The sequence below is a fragment of the Streptomyces torulosus genome (assembly GCF_001419765.1).
GTDB classification, from domain to species: Bacteria; Actinomycetota; Actinomycetes; order Streptomycetales; family Streptomycetaceae; genus Streptomyces; species Streptomyces torulosus.
The window spans coordinates 1-14,629 of record NZ_LIRK01000079.1; the positions used below are offsets into that span (position 1 = coordinate 1).

Consider the following 14,629-nt stretch of genomic DNA (forward strand, 5'->3'; position numbering starts at 1 on the left):
CGAGTGAGGGGCTCCCGTACGCACCGTACGGGAGCCCCTCACTCGTCGTTGAGCACGCGGCGTCAGCCGCCGAACTCCTGCAGACCCTTCAGCGCCTGGTCCAGCAGCGCCTGGCGGCCGTCCAGCTCACGCTGGAGCTTGTCGGCCTTGGCGTTGTTGCCCTGGGCACGGGCCTGCTCGATCTGGCCCGTCAGCTTGTCCACGGCGGCCTGGAGCTGGCCCGTGAGACCGGCCGCGCGGGCGCGGGCCTCCGGGTTCGTCCGGCGCCACTCCGCTTCCTCGGCCTCCTGGATGGCCCGCTCGACCGCGTGCATCCGGCCCTCCACCTTCGGGCGGGCGTCGCGCGGCACATGGCCGATGGCCTCCCACCGCTCGTTGACCGAGCGGAAGGCAGCACGGGCCGCCTTCAGGTCCGTCACCGGAAGGATCTTCTCCGCCTCGCCGGCCAGCTCCTCCTTGAGCTTGAGGTTCTCCGACTGCTCGGCGTCACGCTCGGCGAACACCGAGCTGCGGGCGGCGAAGAACACGTCCTGGGCGCCGCGGAAGCGGTTCCACAGGTCGTCCTCGTGCTCGCGCTGGGCGCGGCCCGCCGCCTTCCAGTCGGCCATCAGCTCGCGGTAGCGCGCGGCCGTGGGGCCCCAGTCCGTCGAGTTCGACAGCGCCTCGGCCTCGGCGACCAGCTTCTCCTTCGTCTTGCGGGCCTCCTCGCGCTGCGCGTCGAGCTGCGCGAAGTGGGCCTTGCGGCGCTTGGAGAACGCCGACCGGGCGTGCGAGAAGCGGTGCCAGAGCTCGTCGTCGGACTTCCGGTCGAGCCGCGGCAGGCCCTTCCATGTGTCCACCAGAGCGCGCAGCCGCTCACCGGCCGCCCGCCACTGGTCCGACTGCGCCAGCTCCTCCGCCTCGGTGACCAGTGCCTCCTTGGCGTGCCGCGCCTCGTCGGACTGCTTCGCCCGCTGCTGCTTGCGCTCCTCACGGCGCGCCTCGACGGTCTCGACGAGCTTGTCCAGCCGCACCTTGAGCGCGTCCAGGTCACCGACCGCGTGATGCGCGTCCACCTGCTCGCGAATGTGGTCGATCGCGGCCTGGGCGTCCTTCGCCGACAGGTCGGTGGTCTTCACCCGCTTCTCGAGGAGGCCGATTTCGACGACCAGGCCCTCGTACTTGCGCTCGAAGTAGGCCAGCGCCTCCTCGGGGGAGCCGGCCTGCCAGGAACCGACGACCTGTTCGCCGTCGGCCGTACGCACGTACACGGTCCCCGTCTCGTCGACGCGGCCCCACGGGTCGCTGCTCACAGCGCCTCCTCCACATGATGCCTGCGGGGGGCCTTGGCTCCCCCGGGCATCGTCCACAGTTTCGTCACGGCCAACATAGGCGACCGGCGGGTTGCCTGTCCGCATCCCGCGCGACCGAAATTTCGCTGTTGGCGGTCAGGACTTCTTGACAGTGGCCTTGTTGATCACCACGGTCGCGTTGGGCGTCCCATCACCCATGCCCGTGTTCTCACCCGCGTCGGCGATCTTCTTCAGGACCTTCATGCCGTCCTTGGTGACCGTGCCGAACGGGGTGTAGTTCGCCGGCAGCGGGCTGTCCTGGAACACCAGGAAGAACTGGCTGCCGCCGCTGTTCTTGCCCTCACCGGTCTGAGCGTTGAACTGGTTCGCCATCGCGACCGTGCCCGCCGGGTACGTATTGCCCTTCAGACGCGAGTCCTTCAGGTTCTCGTCCGGGATCGTGTAGCCAGGGCCGCCCATGCCGGTGCCCTTCGGGTCCCCGCACTGGAGCACGTAGATGCCCTGCGTGGTGAGACGGTGGCACTTGGTGTGGTCCAGGTAGCCCTTGTTCACCAGGAAGTCGAACGAGTTGACGGTGTGCGGGGCCTTCGCCGCGTCCATCGTTATCCCGATGGAACCGCAGGTCGTCTGCAGGTCCATCGTGTACTTCGCGGTCTTGTCGATGGTGATCGCGGGTTCCTTCTTGAAGGTGAGTTCCTTCACCTTGCCCGCGGCCGGCTTCTCGCACGGATCCGGCGCCTTGCTGGGCTTGGGGCTGGGCGACACCTCCGAGCTGGCGTTCTCCTTCTTGCCGTCGTCCTTCAGGACCCCGGTCGTGTACAGCGCGAGGCTGCCGACCAGGATCACGCCGAGAACCGAGGCGATCACGGCGTTGCGGACATGTGCCTTGCGCCGGGCCTGGGTACGCCGCTGCTGCTGCCGCAAGAACTTCTCCCGGGCGAGCTGACGCCGCCGCTGCTCCTGGCTGACCACCGGGTTCTCTCCCTATGCGTCTCGTACGTCGACGGGTGCGTCGCGCGTCTCGTGAGCCGACTGATTGTGTGTGACCCGTACCGTATATGGGTTCGCTGAGGAAACGGCAGCGCCGGTAGGCTCTGATCCACAGCAACCCACCCCTCGTACGACACAAGAAGGACGATCGTGCTCATTGCCGGGTTCCCCGCCGGGGCCTGGGGGACCAACTGTTATCTGGTCGCCCCCGCCGCCGGTGAGGAGTGCGTGATCATCGACCCGGGCCACCAGGCCACCCAGGGAGTCGAGGAGACGCTGAAGAAGCATCGGCTCAAGCCCGTCGCCGTCGTCCTCACCCACGGCCACCTCGACCATGTGGCCTCGGTCGTCCCGGTGTGCGGCGCGCACGACGTACCGGCGTGGATCCATCCCGAGGACCGGTACATGATGAGCCACCCCGAGAAGGCGCTCGGCCGCTCCATCGGCATGCCGCTCATGGGCGAGCTGACCATCGGCGAGCCCGGCGACGTCAAGGAGCTGACCGACGGCTCGAAGCTGGAGCTGGCCGGTCTGGAGCTGTCCGTCGCGCACGCGCCCGGCCATACCAAGGGGTCGGTGACCTTCCGGATGCCCGAGACCACGGAGATCCCCTCCGTGTTCTTCTCCGGGGATCTGCTCTTCGCCGGCTCCATCGGACGCACCGACCTGCCCGGCGGCGACATGGCCGAGATGCTCGACTCGCTGGCCCGCGTGTGCCTGCCGCTCGACGACTCGACCGTGGTGCTGTCCGGCCACGGCCCCCAGACGACCATCGGCCAGGAGCGCGCCACCAACCCGTATCTGCGGCAGGTGGCGGCCGGCGGCCAGGGAACGGGTCCGACGACCCCTCCCCGACGAGGAATGTGACGAGAGACCTTCCGTGAGTACCTTCCAGGCCCCCAAGGGCACGTACGACCTGCTGCCGCCGGACAGCGCCAAGTACCTGGCCGTCCGCGAGGCCATCGCCACGCCGCTGCGCAACTCCGGCTACGGCTACATCGAGACGCCCGGTTTCGAGAGCGTCGAGCTGTTCGCACGCGGTGTCGGGGAGTCCACCGACATCGTGACCAAGGAGATGTACGCCTTCGAGACCAAGGGCGGCACCAAGCTCGCCCTGCGTCCGGAGGGAACCGCCTCCGTGCTGCGCGCGGCCCTGGAGGCCAACCTGCACAAGGTGGGCAACCTCCCGGTCAAGCTCTGGTACTCGGGCTCCTACTACCGCTACGAACGCCCCCAGAAGGGCCGCTACCGCCACTTCTCCCAGGTCGGTGCCGAGGCCATCGGGGCCGAGGACCCGGCGCTGGACGCCGAGTTGATCATCCTGGCCGACCAGGCGTACCGCTCACTCGGCCTCAGGAACTTCCGCATCCTGCTGAACAGCCTGGGCGACAAGGAGTGCCGTCCCGTCTACCGGGCCGCGCTGCAGGAGTTCCTGCGCGGCCTGGACCTCGACGAGGACACGCTGCGCCGCGCGGACATCAACCCGCTCCGCGTCCTCGACGACAAGCGCGAGTCGGTGCAGAAGCAGCTCGGTGACGCCCCGCTGCTGCGTGACTACCTGTGCGACGCCTGCAAGGCGTACCACGAGGAGGTGCGCGAGCTGATCACGGCGGCGGGCGTCTCCTTCGAGGACGACCCCAAGCTGGTCCGCGGCCTGGACTACTACACGCGCACGACCTTCGAGTTCGTGCACGACGGACTGGGCTCCCAGTCCGCGGTGGGCGGCGGCGGCCGCTACGACGGTCTGTCCGAGATGATCGGCGGCCCCGCGCTGCCGTCCGTCGGCTGGGCCCTCGGTGTCGACCGCACGGTCCTCGCCCTGGAAGCGGAGGGCGTCGAGCTGGAACTCCCCGCCTCCACCAGCGTGTTCGCCGTCCCGCTCGGCGAGGAGGCCCGCAGGGTCCTGTTCGCCAAGGTCACCGAGTTGCGCAAGGTGGGCATCGCGGCCGACTTCTCGTACGGTGGGAAGGGCCTCAAGGGCGCGATGAAGAACGCCAACCGCAGCGGCGCCCGCTACGCGATCGTCGCGGGGGAGCGGGACCTCGCCGAAGGTCTCGTGCAGCTCAAGGACATGGAGTCCGGCGAGCAGGTGGCGATCGGCGTGAACGAGATCGTGGCCGAGCTGGAAGCCCGACTGGGCTGAGTCAAGCCGATGCCGCCCCCGTCGCCCGATCCGGGCGACGGGGGCGACATTTACGTCCAGCGAACGGTGGACGCGCGAGGGTGTACGACACAATGACCGTGCCCCAAAGGCCCTTCGGAAGCTACGGATACGACGTGATGAGCAAGACGACAGTCAGGGACGTCTCCATGGAACCGGAACACGACGACTCCCCGCGCACGGTGGGCGGCAGTCGTGCCTTCGCGGTCCTGCTGGTGCTCACCGGCGCGGCCGGACTGCTCGCCGCCTGGGTCATCACGATCGACAAGTTCAAGATCCTCGAAGCCAAGGTCGCGGGCGAGACGTTCACGCCCGGGTGCAGCCTGAACCCGGTCGTCTCCTGCGGCAGCGTCATGGAGAGCAAGCAGGCCTCCGTCTTCGGCTTCCCCAACCCGATGCTCGGCCTCGTCGCCTACGGCATCGTCATCTGCGTCGGCATGAGCCTGCTCGCAGGCGCCCGCTTCCCCCGCTGGTACTGGCTGACCTTCAACGGCGGCACCCTCTTCGGCGTCGCTTTCTGTACCTGGCTGCAGTTCCAGTCCCTGTACCGGATCAACGCGCTGTGCCTGTGGTGCTCACTGGCCTGGGTCGCGACGATCACCATGTTCTGGTACGTGACCTCGTTCAACGTCCGCCACGACTTCCTGCCCGCCCCCGGCTGGCTGAAGCGGTTCCTCGGCGAGTTCACCTGGGTCCTGCCGGTCACCCACGTGGGCATCATCGGCATGCTGATCCTGACCCGCTGGGGCGCCAACCTCTGGGCCTGACCCGGTCGAGGCGGGGAGTGTCGTACCTCTGACGTAGGCTCCGGAAGTGTGGAGCCCGATCTGTTCACCGCCGCCGCCGAAGAACGCCAGGAGAAGGACCCGGCCGCCAGCCCCCTGGCCGTGCGGATGCGTCCGCGCACCCTCGACGAGGTCGTGGGCCAGCAGCATCTGCTGAAGCCCGGCTCGCCCCTGCGCAGACTGGTCGGCGAGTCCGGCGGCGGACCCGCCGGACCCTCCTCGGTGATCCTCTGGGGCCCGCCCGGCACGGGCAAGACGACCCTCGCGTACGTCGTCTCCAAGGCCACCAACAAGCGTTTCGTGGAGCTCTCCGCGATCACCGCCGGCGTCAAGGAGGTCCGCGCGGTCATCGACGGCGCCCGCCGCGCCACCGGCGGCTTCGGCAAGGAGACCGTCCTCTTCCTCGACGAGATCCACCGCTTCAGCAAGGCCCAGCAGGACTCCCTCCTCCCGGCCGTCGAGAACCGCTGGGTCACCCTGATCGCCGCGACCACGGAGAACCCGTACTTCTCGGTGATCTCCCCCCTGCTCTCCCGCTCCCTGCTCCTCACCCTCGAACCCCTCACCGACGACGACGTGCGCGGCCTCCTCCAGCGGGCCCTCACCGACGAACGCGGCCTCAAGGGCGCCGTCACCCTCCCCGAGGACACCGAGGCCCACCTCCTGCGCATCGCCGGCGGCGACGCCCGGCGCGCCCTGACCGCCCTGGAGGCCGCGGCCGGCGCCGCCCTCGACAAGGGGGAGCGGGAGATCGGCCTGACGACCCTGGAGGAGACCGTCGACCGGGCCGCCGTGAAGTACGACCGCGACGGCGACCAGCACTACGACGTGGCCAGCGCCCTCATCAAGTCCATCCGCGGCTCCGACGTCGACGCCGCGCTGCACTACCTGGCCCGCATGATCGAGGCCGGCGAGGACCCCCGCTTCATCGCCCGCCGTCTGATGATCTCCGCCAGCGAGGACATCGGCCTCGCCGACCCGAATGCCCTGCCCATAGCCGTCGCCGCCGCTCAGGCCGTCGCCATGATCGGCTTCCCGGAGGCGGCGCTCACCCTCAGCCACGCCACCATCGCCCTCGCCCTCGCCCCCAAGTCGAACGCGGCGACCACCGCGATCGGCGCCGCCATGGAGGACGTACGCAAGGGACTGGCCGGGCCGGTGCCGCCGCACCTGCGGGACGGCCACTACAAGGGCGCCGCCAAGCTCGGCCACGCCCAGGGGTACGTGTACCCGCACGACCTGCCCGAGGGGATCGCCACCCAGCAGTACGCGCCGGACGCCCTCAAGGACCGCGAGTACTACACCCCGACCCGGCACGGAGCCGAGGCCCGGTACGCGGACGCCGTGGAATGGACCAGGAAGCACCTCGGTCGGAAGCAGTCCTGAACCCCCTGTAGACTGCCCTTCAGTGCTGCGTCCCGTGTCCGGCTCCGGTCGGCGCCTCAGGCGGGACATCCAGCCGGATCCTCGGATCCAGGAGCGTCGCGCACCGTCGTAGGTGTCGCGGGCCGCCCACCACCACCCGGATTCCCGGGACCGGTCGGTGGGCCGTTCGTGTGCTGCACGTATGTGCCCAGACCAGGGAGCGGCTGCCCGGAAGTCCCTCGTGGACCTGATGGGAATCCCCGGCTGCGGATGCGACCTCCCGTAACCCTGAGGCAGCCGAACACAGGAAAAGGAAAAACAGTGGCGAACCAGTCCCGCCCCAAGGTCAAGAAGTCGCGTGCCCTCGGCATCGCGCTGACCCCGAAGGCCGTCAAGTACTTCGAGGCCCGTCCCTACCCGCCGGGCGAGCACGGCCGCGGCCGCAAGCAGAACTCGGACTACAAGGTCCGTCTGCTGGAGAAGCAGCGTCTGCGCGCGCAGTACGACGTGTCCGAGCGCCAGCTCGTCCGCGCCTACGAGCGTGCCTCCAAGGTCCAGGGCAAGACCGGTGAGGCCCTGATCATCGAGCTCGAGCGCCGTCTCGACGCGCTGGTCCTGCGTTCGGGCATCGCCCGCACGATCTACCAGGCCCGCCAGATGGTCGTCCACGGCCACATCGAGGTCAACGGCCAGAAGGTCGACAAGCCGTCCTTCCGCGTCAAGCCGGACGACGTCGTCATGGTCCGTGAGCGCAGCCGTCAGAAGCCGCTGTTCGAGATCGCCCGCGAGGGTGGCTTCGCCGCGGACGGTGAGACCCCGCGCTACCTCCAGGTGAACCTCAAGGCCCTGGCGTTCCGCCTGGACCGCGAGCCCAACCGCAAGGAAGTCCCGGTCATCTGCGACGAGCAGCTCGTCGTCGAGTACTACGCCCGTTGATCCTTCGACGGACGTAGTACGGACCACGCGTCAGCCCGTCGTCCTCCCGCCTCTCCCGGCGGGCGGGACGGCGGGCTCTCGCCTTCTGCGGTGGGCATTAATGCGGTTCGGAGTGACCGCCCCGGCGCGATAGGCTCGGGACACGACTTCTCGATGTTCAGGCATGTCTCAGGGAGCGGGTGGCACACAGTGTCCGGTGGAGAGGTGGCCGGGATCCTGGTGGCCGTCTTCTGGGCGATCCTGGTCTCCTTCCTCGCCGTCGCGCTGGCGAGGCTGGCCCAGACGCTCAAGGCGACCACCAAACTCGTCGCGGACGTGACCGACCAGGCCGTCCCCCTGCTCGCCGACGCCTCCACAGCCGTCCGCTCCGCGCAGACCCAGATCGACCGGGTCGACGCCATCGCGTCCGACGTCCAGGAGGTCACGTCGAACGCCTCGGCGCTCTCCACCACCGTCGCCTCCACCTTCGGCGGCCCCCTCGTCAAGGTCGCCGCCTTCGGCTACGGCGTGCGCCGGGCCATCGGTCGCCGCCGCGAGGGCGAGGCACCCGGGGACCGGCGGCGTACGGTGATCGTGGGCCGCACGGTCCCGGGGGCCCGTCGGAGCAAGCGCAGCACCCGTGGAAAGAAGGACTGACCGAGCGATGTTCCGCCGTACGTTCTGGTTCACCACCGGTGTCGCCGCCGGAGTGTGGGCGACCACCAAGGTCAACCGCAAGCTGAAGCAGCTCACGCCCGAACACCTCGCCACCCAGGCGGCGAACAAGGCGATCGAGGCGGGCCACAAGCTCAAGGACCGGGCGGTCGGCTTCGCGCTCGACGTCCGCGACAACATGGCCCAGCGGGAGGCCGAACTGGGTGAGGCCCTCGGTATCGAGGCCAACCCCGATCACCTTCCGGAACTCCCGGCCCCCCGGCGCGTCGTCGCCATCGAGAACAGCAACACCCCGAAGTACAGCAGGAATCCGAGGTACGTCGACAACTCGTCGTACCCGTACAACCGGAATGAGGACCACTGATGGAGTCGGCCGAGATTCGTCGCCGCTGGTTGAGCTTCTTCGAGGAGCGCGGTCACACCGTTGTCCCTTCGGCGTCGCTCATCGCGGACGACCCGACTCTGCTCCTGGTCAACGCGGGCATGGTCCCCTTCAAGCCGTACTTCCTCGGTGAGGTCAAGCCCTCCTTCGCCCGCGCCACCAGCGTGCAGAAGTGCGTCCGTACGCCGGACATCGAAGAGGTCGGCAAGACCACCCGGCACGGCACGTTCTTCCAGATGTGCGGCAACTTCTCCTTCGGCGACTACTTCAAGGAAGGCGCCATCAAGTACGCCTGGGAGCTGCTCACCAGCCCCCAGGACAAGGGTGGTTACGGCCTGGAGCCGGAGAAGCTCTGGATCACCGTCTACAAGGACGACGACGAGGCCGAGCGCATCTGGCACGAGCAGATCGGCGTGCCCAAGGAGCGCATCCAGCGCCTCGGCATGAAGGACAACTACTGGTCCATGGGCGTCCCCGGCCCCTGCGGCCCGTGCTCCGAGATCAACTACGACCGCGGCCCCGAGTTCGGCGTCGAGGGCGGCCCGGCCGTCAACGACGAGCGGTACGTGGAGATCTGGAACCTGGTCTTCATGCAGTACGAGCGCGGCGAGGGCACCTCGAAGGAGGACTTCGAGATCCTCGGCGAGCTCCCCAGCAAGAACATCGACACGGGCCTCGGCCTGGAGCGTCTCGCCATGATTCTGCAGGGCGTGCAGAACATGTACGAGATCGACACCTCCATGGCCGTCATCGACAAGGCCACCGAGCTGACCGGCGTCCGCTACGGCGACGCCAAGGACTCCGACGTCTCCCTGCGCGTGGTCACCGACCACATCCGCACCGCCGTGATGCTCATCGGCGACGGCGTCACCCCCGGCAACGAGGGCCGTGGCTACGTCCTGCGCCGCATCATGCGCCGCGCCATCCGCAACATGCGTCTCCTCGGCGCCACCGGCCCGGTCGTCCAGGACCTCATCGACGTCGTCATCGGCATGATGGGCCAGCAGTACCCCGAGCTGATCACCGACCGCGAGCGCATCGAGAAGGTCGCCCTCGCCGAGGAGGCCGCCTTCCTCAAGACGCTGAAGGCCGGCACCAACATCCTCGACACCGCCGTCACGGACACCAAGGCCGCCGGCGGCAAGGTCCTCGCCGGTGACAAGGCGTTCCTGCTCCACGACACCTGGGGCTTCCCGATCGACCTCACCCTGGAGATGGCCGCCGAGCAGGGCCTTTCCGTGGACGAGGACGGCTTCCGCCGCCTGATGAAGGAGCAGCGGGAGCGCGCCAAGGCCGACGCCAAGGCCAAGAAGACCGGCCACGCCGACCTCGGCGCCTACCGCGAGATCGCCGACAACTCCGGCGAGACCGACTTCATCGGCTACGACAGCACCGAGGGCGAGTCCACGATCGTCGGCATCCTCGTCGACGGTGTCTCCTCGCCCGCCGCCACCGAGGGCGACGAGGTCGAGATCGTCCTCGACCGCACCCCGTTCTACGCCGAGGGCGGCGGCCAGATCGGCGACACCGGCCGGATCAGGATCGACTCCGGTGCCGTCATCGAGATCCGCGACTGCCAGAAGCCGGTACCGGGCGTGTACGTCCACAAGGGCGTCGTCCAGGTCGGCGAGGTGACCCTCGGCGCCAAGGCCCAGGCCACGATCGACGTCCTGCGCCGCAAGGCCATCGCCCGCGCCCACTCCGCCACGCACCTCACCCACCAGGCGCTGCGGGACGCCCTCGGCCCGACGGCCGCCCAGGCCGGTTCCGAGAACCAGCCCGGCCGTTTCCGCTTCGACTTCGGCTCCCCGTCCGCCGTTCCGACGGCCGTGATGACCGACGTCGAGCAGCAGATCAACGAGGTGCTCACCCGCGACCTCGACGTCCACGCCGAGATCATGGGCATCGACGAGGCCAAGAAGCAGGGTGCCATCGCCGAGTTCGGCGAGAAGTACGGCGACCGCGTCCGCGTGGTGACCATCGGTGACTTCTCCAAGGAGCTGTGCGGTGGCACGCACGTCCACAACACCGCCCAGCTGGGCCTGGTGAAGCTCCTCGGCGAGTCCTCCATCGGCTCCGGTGTGCGCCGTATCGAGGCCCTCGTCGGTGTCGACGCCTACAACTTCCTCGCCCGTGAGCACACGGTCGTCGCCCAGCTCCAGGAGCTGATCAAGGGCCGCCCGGAGGAACTCCCGGAGAAGGTCTCCGCCATGCTCGGCAAGCTGAAGGACGCCGAGAAGGAGATCGAGAAGTTCCGCGCCGAGAAGGTGCTGCAGGCTGCCGCCGGTCTCGCCGAGTCCGCCAAGGACGTTCGCGGTGTCGCGCTCGTGACCGGTCAGGTCCCGGACGGCACGACCGCCGACGACCTCCGCAAGCTGGTGCTCGACGTGCGCGGACGCATCCAGGGCGGCCGGGCCGCCGTGGTCGCCCTGTTCACGACGGCGAACGGCAAGCCGCTGACGGTCATCGCCACCAACGAGGCCGCCCGCGAGCGCGGACTGAAGGCCGGCGACCTGGTCCGCACCGCCGCCAAGACCCTCGGCGGCGGTGGCGGCGGCAAGCCGGACGTCGCCCAGGGCGGCGGCCAGAACCCGGCCGCCATCGGCGAGGCCGTGGACGCGGTCGAACGCCTGGTCGCCGAGACGGCCAAGTGAGCACCATGGATCACACGAGCGAAGGTGACGGTCCGGCCCTGCGCCGCGGCCGTCGCCTCGCGATCGACGTCGGGGACGCCCGTATCGGGGTCGCCTCCTGCGACCCCGACGGGATCCTCGCCACCCCGGTCGAGACGGTTCCCGGACGCGATGTACCGGCGGCCCAGCGGCGATTGAGGCAACTGGTCGACGAATACGTACCTATTGAGGTAATCGTCGGGCTGCCACGCTCTCTGAAAGGCGGAGAGGGTCCGGCGGCCGTCAAGGTACGGGGTTTCGCCCAGGAGTTGGCCCGCATGATCGCGCCGGTTCCGGTCAGACTCATCGACGAGAGGATGACCACGGTGACGGCCGGTCAAGGACTGCGTGCCTCGGGTGTGAAATCCAAGAAGGGCAGGTCGGTCATCGACCAGGCAGCGGCCGTGATCATCCTGCAACAGGCGTTGGAATCCGAACGGATGTCAGGCAAAGCTCCGGGCGAGGGCGTCGAAGTGGTCATCTGATCGCGATACGGTAACGTTCCGCGCGATGCGGTGGCCTTCGAACAGCCACCGCACAAAAAGAGGCGGGGACGAAACCGAGCCACAGGCCCCGCGTGACCGCCGCCTCGCGGCTCTAGGGGATCGATGACTGAGTATGGCCGGGGCCCAGGCTCCGAACCGTGGCATCCGGACGACCCGTTGTACGGGGACGGCGGATGGGGCGGGCAGCAGGCCCAGGTGGGCCAGCAGGCCCCCTACGGCGGCCAGCCACAGCAGCACTACCCCGAGCAGCAGCAGTACCAGCAGTACGGCGACGGCAACGGCGACGGCAACGGTGGTTGGGGCAACGGCCAGCAGGACGCCTACGCCCAGCAGCAGTACCAGCAGGAGTACGGCGACCCGGGACAGCAGCAGTACGCCGACCAGCACCAGCAGCAGTACCCCGGCCATGACCAGCAGCACTACGGCCAGGCCGACGGCGGCTGGGCGAACGGCTCGCACCAACACGCGCAGGGCGCCTACACCCCCGACCCCTCCGACCCGTACGGACAACAGCAGGCGGCGGCCTACGGCGGTGGTCAGCAGGACTTCTACGGCACGCCCGACGCGTATCCGCCGCCGGAGCCGCCGTCCCGTCGCTCCACGGAACCGGCACCCGCGCCGACCCCACCGGCTGCGCCCGAGCCCGAGCAGCAGGCCGACGAGCGCACCGACTGGGACCCCGGACCGGACCAGGGCGAGCTCGCGTTCTTCGCGGGTGGCGCGGATGACGATGACGACGAAGCCGAGGAGCGCGGCAGCCGGAGCGAACGCAAAGGCCGCGGAGGCAAGTCGGGCAAGGGCGGCAAGAAGCGCCGCAGCGGCCTCGCCTGCCTGGTGGTCGTCGTGGTCCTCGGCGGTGGTTTCGCGGGCGTCAGCTATTTCGGGTACCAGTTCTACCAAAGCCGTTTCGGTGAGGCTCCCGATTACGAGGGATCCGGCACGAACGAGACGGTCACGATCACGGTCGGCAAGGGCGAATTCGGCTCGGTGATCGGGCAGCGGTTGAAGGATGCCGGGGTCGTCGCGAGCGTGGAGGCGTTCACCACCGCGCTGGCGGAGGATCCCTCGAAACCGCAGATCCAGGTGGGCGTTTACATCCTCAAGAAGGAGATGTCCGCCAAGAGTGCCCTCGCCCTGATGCTCGATCCCAAGAGCCAGAACAACTTCACCATCCGGGAAGGTCTCCGGAACGCCGAGGTCTACGTCCTGATCGACAAGGAACTCGGGATCAAGAAGGGCACCACCGCCGGCGTCGCCGAGAAGGAATGGTCGAAGCTCGGCCTTCCCGAGTGGGCGAACGACAACGAGGACATCAAGGATCCGCTGGAAGGATTCCTCTACCCGTCCACCTATCCGGTGGCCAAGGGGATGAAGCCCAAGGACGTCCTGAAGGAAATGGTCGACCTCGCGAAGGCGAAGTACGAGCAATTCGACCTGGAAGGCAAGGCGAAGGGCCTCAAGCTGGAGAGTCCGCTCCAGGTGGTCACGGTGGCGAGCCTCGTGCAGGCCGAGGGCAACAACAAGAAGGACTTCCGGAAGATCGCGCGGGTCGTCTACAACCGCCTTGAGCCGACCAACCAGGAGACCTTCGGTCTGCTCGACTTCGACTCGACGGTGAACTACCTGCGCGGTGAATCCAAGCTGGCGACGGGCTCGGTCGACTCGCTCCGGCGGATCGACGACCCGTACAACACGTACAAGATCAAGGGGCTGCCGCCCGGCCCCATCGGAAACCCCGGTGACCAGGCGGTCGAGGGAGCCCTCGATCCCGCCAAGGGTGGCTGGTACTACTTTGTCTCCTTGAAGAAGGAGACGCTGTTCGCCGAGACGAACGAAGAGCAGAACCGCAATCGCCAGAAGTACCTGAAGGAACTGAACGAGCAATGAGCCGCACCACCAGCAAGCACCGTGCCGCCGTGCTCGGTTCGCCGATCGCTCACTCGCTCTCTCCCGTGCTGCACCGGGCCGCTTACGCCGAACTCGGGCTCACCGACTGGACGTACGACCGGTTCGAGGTCGACGAGGAGGCGCTGCCCGCGTTCGTCGAGCAGCTCGGCCCCGAGTGGGCGGGGCTGTCGCTGACGATGCCCCTGAAGCGGGCCGTCATGCCGCTGCTGGACGAGATCAGCGAGACGGCGATGTCGGTGGAGGCGGTCAACACGCTGGTGTTCGGCGAGGACGGCCGGCGGATCGGTGACAACACCGACATCCCCGGCATGGTCGCGGCCCTGCGGGAGCGTGGTATCGAGCAGGTCGAGTCCGCCGCGATCCTCGGTGCCGGAGCCACCGCGTCGTCCGCGCTGGCCGCGCTCGCGCGGATCTGCACCGGTGAGGTCGTGGCGTACGTGCGCAGTGACGCCCGGGCCGCCGAGATGCGGCAGTGGGGCGAGCGGCTGGACGTCGAGGTGCGTACGGCCGACTGGGCGGACGCCGAGCGGGCGCTGAGCGCTCCGCTGGTGATCGCCACGACGCCGGCCGGGGCCACGGATGTACTGTCCGGGGCCGTACCGGAGCAGCCGACGACGCTGTTCGACGTGCTGTACCACCCCTGGCCCACGGAGCTGGCGGCGCGCTGGTCCGCGTACGGCGGCGCCGTGGTCAGCGGGCTCGACCTGCTGGTCCACCAGGCGGTTCTCCAGGTCGAGCAGATGACCGGCTGCAAGGCTGCCCCGGTGGGCGCGATGCGGCAGGCGGGCGAACGGGCCCTGGCCGAGCGGGGCTAGTGCTGTGACCGGAAGGGTGCACCGGCTCGCGGCGCCCGGCACGGCACCTCGCGGCGTTGTCGCATGACCCGAGTACGTCCCAGTACGCGGGTCATGCTCCGCCGTGCGAGGCATCGCACCGGACGCCGCGAGCTTTCCGGCAAACCTTTCCGGTCACAGCACT

13 protein-coding genes are annotated in these 14,629 nt (G+C 68.8%); 11 read left to right on the forward strand and 2 right to left on the reverse strand.

The window, feature by feature from the left end:
- Positions 1-62: 62 nt before the first annotated feature.
- Positions 63-1,292 (reverse strand): DUF349 domain-containing protein, encoded by a 1,230-nt coding sequence (locus AOK23_RS06795; RefSeq protein WP_055711837.1) that lies wholly within the window; start codon positions 1,290-1,292, stop codon positions 63-65.
- Positions 1,293-1,427: 135 nt separating this feature from the next.
- Entirely contained in the window at positions 1,428-2,264 is an 837-nt protein-coding gene (locus AOK23_RS06800) for a peptidylprolyl isomerase (protein WP_055711838.1), read from the reverse strand.
- 168 nt (positions 2,265-2,432) lie between these two features.
- Between AOK23_RS06800 and AOK23_RS06805 the strand changes: the two genes are divergently transcribed.
- The 11 genes from AOK23_RS06805 (at position 2,433) to AOK23_RS06855 (ending at position 14,466) form a co-directional block, all read left to right on the forward strand.
- Positions 2,433-3,149 carry an MBL fold metallo-hydrolase gene (locus AOK23_RS06805; RefSeq protein WP_055711839.1) on the forward strand — a complete coding sequence of 239 codons (717 nt, stop codon included), beginning with the start codon at positions 2,433-2,435 and terminating at the stop codon, positions 3,147-3,149.
- A 13-nt stretch (positions 3,150-3,162) separates the two neighbouring features.
- Positions 3,163-4,425: a histidine--tRNA ligase gene (gene hisS, locus AOK23_RS06810; RefSeq protein WP_055711840.1), complete on the forward strand. Its 1,263-nt coding sequence runs from the start codon at positions 3,163-3,165 to the stop codon at positions 4,423-4,425.
- 137 nt (positions 4,426-4,562) lie between these two features.
- A complete protein-coding gene (locus tag AOK23_RS06815; protein ID WP_055711841.1) occupies positions 4,563-5,210 on the forward strand; it encodes a vitamin K epoxide reductase family protein in 648 nt (215 codons plus the stop codon).
- Between the two features lie 48 nt (positions 5,211-5,258).
- On the forward strand, positions 5,259-6,614 hold the full coding sequence (locus tag AOK23_RS06820; RefSeq protein WP_055711842.1) for a replication-associated recombination protein A: 1,356 nt from the start codon (positions 5,259-5,261) through the stop codon (positions 6,612-6,614).
- A gap of 300 nt (positions 6,615-6,914) precedes the next feature.
- The gene (rpsD, locus tag AOK23_RS06825; protein ID WP_055537226.1) at positions 6,915-7,529 is read left to right on the forward strand and encodes a 30S ribosomal protein S4; all 615 of its coding nucleotides are present in this window, start codon (positions 6,915-6,917) and stop codon (positions 7,527-7,529) included.
- A gap of 153 nt (positions 7,530-7,682) precedes the next feature.
- A complete protein-coding gene (locus tag AOK23_RS06830) occupies positions 7,683-8,165 on the forward strand; it encodes a DUF948 domain-containing protein (protein ID WP_107102741.1) in 483 nt (160 codons plus the stop codon).
- 7 nt (positions 8,166-8,172) lie between these two features.
- Complete coding sequence (locus AOK23_RS06835; protein ID WP_055516771.1) at positions 8,173-8,547, forward strand: hypothetical protein; 375 nt, start codon at positions 8,173-8,175, stop codon at positions 8,545-8,547.
- Entirely contained in the window at positions 8,547-11,219 is a 2,673-nt protein-coding gene (alaS, locus tag AOK23_RS06840) for an alanine--tRNA ligase (protein WP_055711844.1), read from the forward strand. The genes AOK23_RS06835 and alaS overlap by 1 nt, the downstream gene beginning before the upstream one ends.
- 5 nt (positions 11,220-11,224) lie before the next feature.
- Positions 11,225-11,722, forward strand: coding sequence for a Holliday junction resolvase RuvX (gene ruvX / locus AOK23_RS06845; protein WP_206336136.1), 498 nt, complete (start codon positions 11,225-11,227; stop codon positions 11,720-11,722).
- A gap of 123 nt (positions 11,723-11,845) precedes the next feature.
- Positions 11,846-13,630 carry an endolytic transglycosylase MltG gene (gene mltG, locus AOK23_RS06850; RefSeq protein ID WP_055711846.1) on the forward strand — a complete coding sequence of 595 codons (1,785 nt, stop codon included), beginning with the start codon at positions 11,846-11,848 and terminating at the stop codon, positions 13,628-13,630.
- The gene (locus AOK23_RS06855) at positions 13,627-14,466 is read left to right on the forward strand and encodes a shikimate dehydrogenase (RefSeq protein ID WP_055711847.1); all 840 of its coding nucleotides are present in this window, start codon (positions 13,627-13,629) and stop codon (positions 14,464-14,466) included. Before mltG ends, AOK23_RS06855 begins: the two co-directional genes overlap by 4 nt.
- Positions 14,467-14,629: the final 163 nt, after the last annotated feature.

Coding starts and splice junctions, on each gene's coding strand:
- AOK23_RS06855 (WP_055711847.1), top strand. CDS start 13,627: ATGAGCCGCACCACCAGCAAGCACCGTGCCGCCGTGCTCGGTTCGCCG.
- mltG (WP_055711846.1), top strand. CDS start 11,846: ATGACTGAGTATGGCCGGGGCCCAGGCTCCGAACCGTGGCATCCGGAC.
- AOK23_RS06835 (WP_055516771.1), top strand. CDS start 8,173: ATGTTCCGCCGTACGTTCTGGTTCACCACCGGTGTCGCCGCCGGAGTG.
- alaS (WP_055711844.1), top strand. CDS start 8,547: ATGGAGTCGGCCGAGATTCGTCGCCGCTGGTTGAGCTTCTTCGAGGAG.
- ruvX (WP_206336136.1), top strand. CDS start 11,225: ATGGATCACACGAGCGAAGGTGACGGTCCGGCCCTGCGCCGCGGCCGT.
- AOK23_RS06830 (WP_107102741.1), top strand. CDS start 7,683: ATGTTCAGGCATGTCTCAGGGAGCGGGTGGCACACAGTGTCCGGTGGA.
- AOK23_RS06815 (WP_055711841.1), top strand. CDS start 4,563: ATGAGCAAGACGACAGTCAGGGACGTCTCCATGGAACCGGAACACGAC.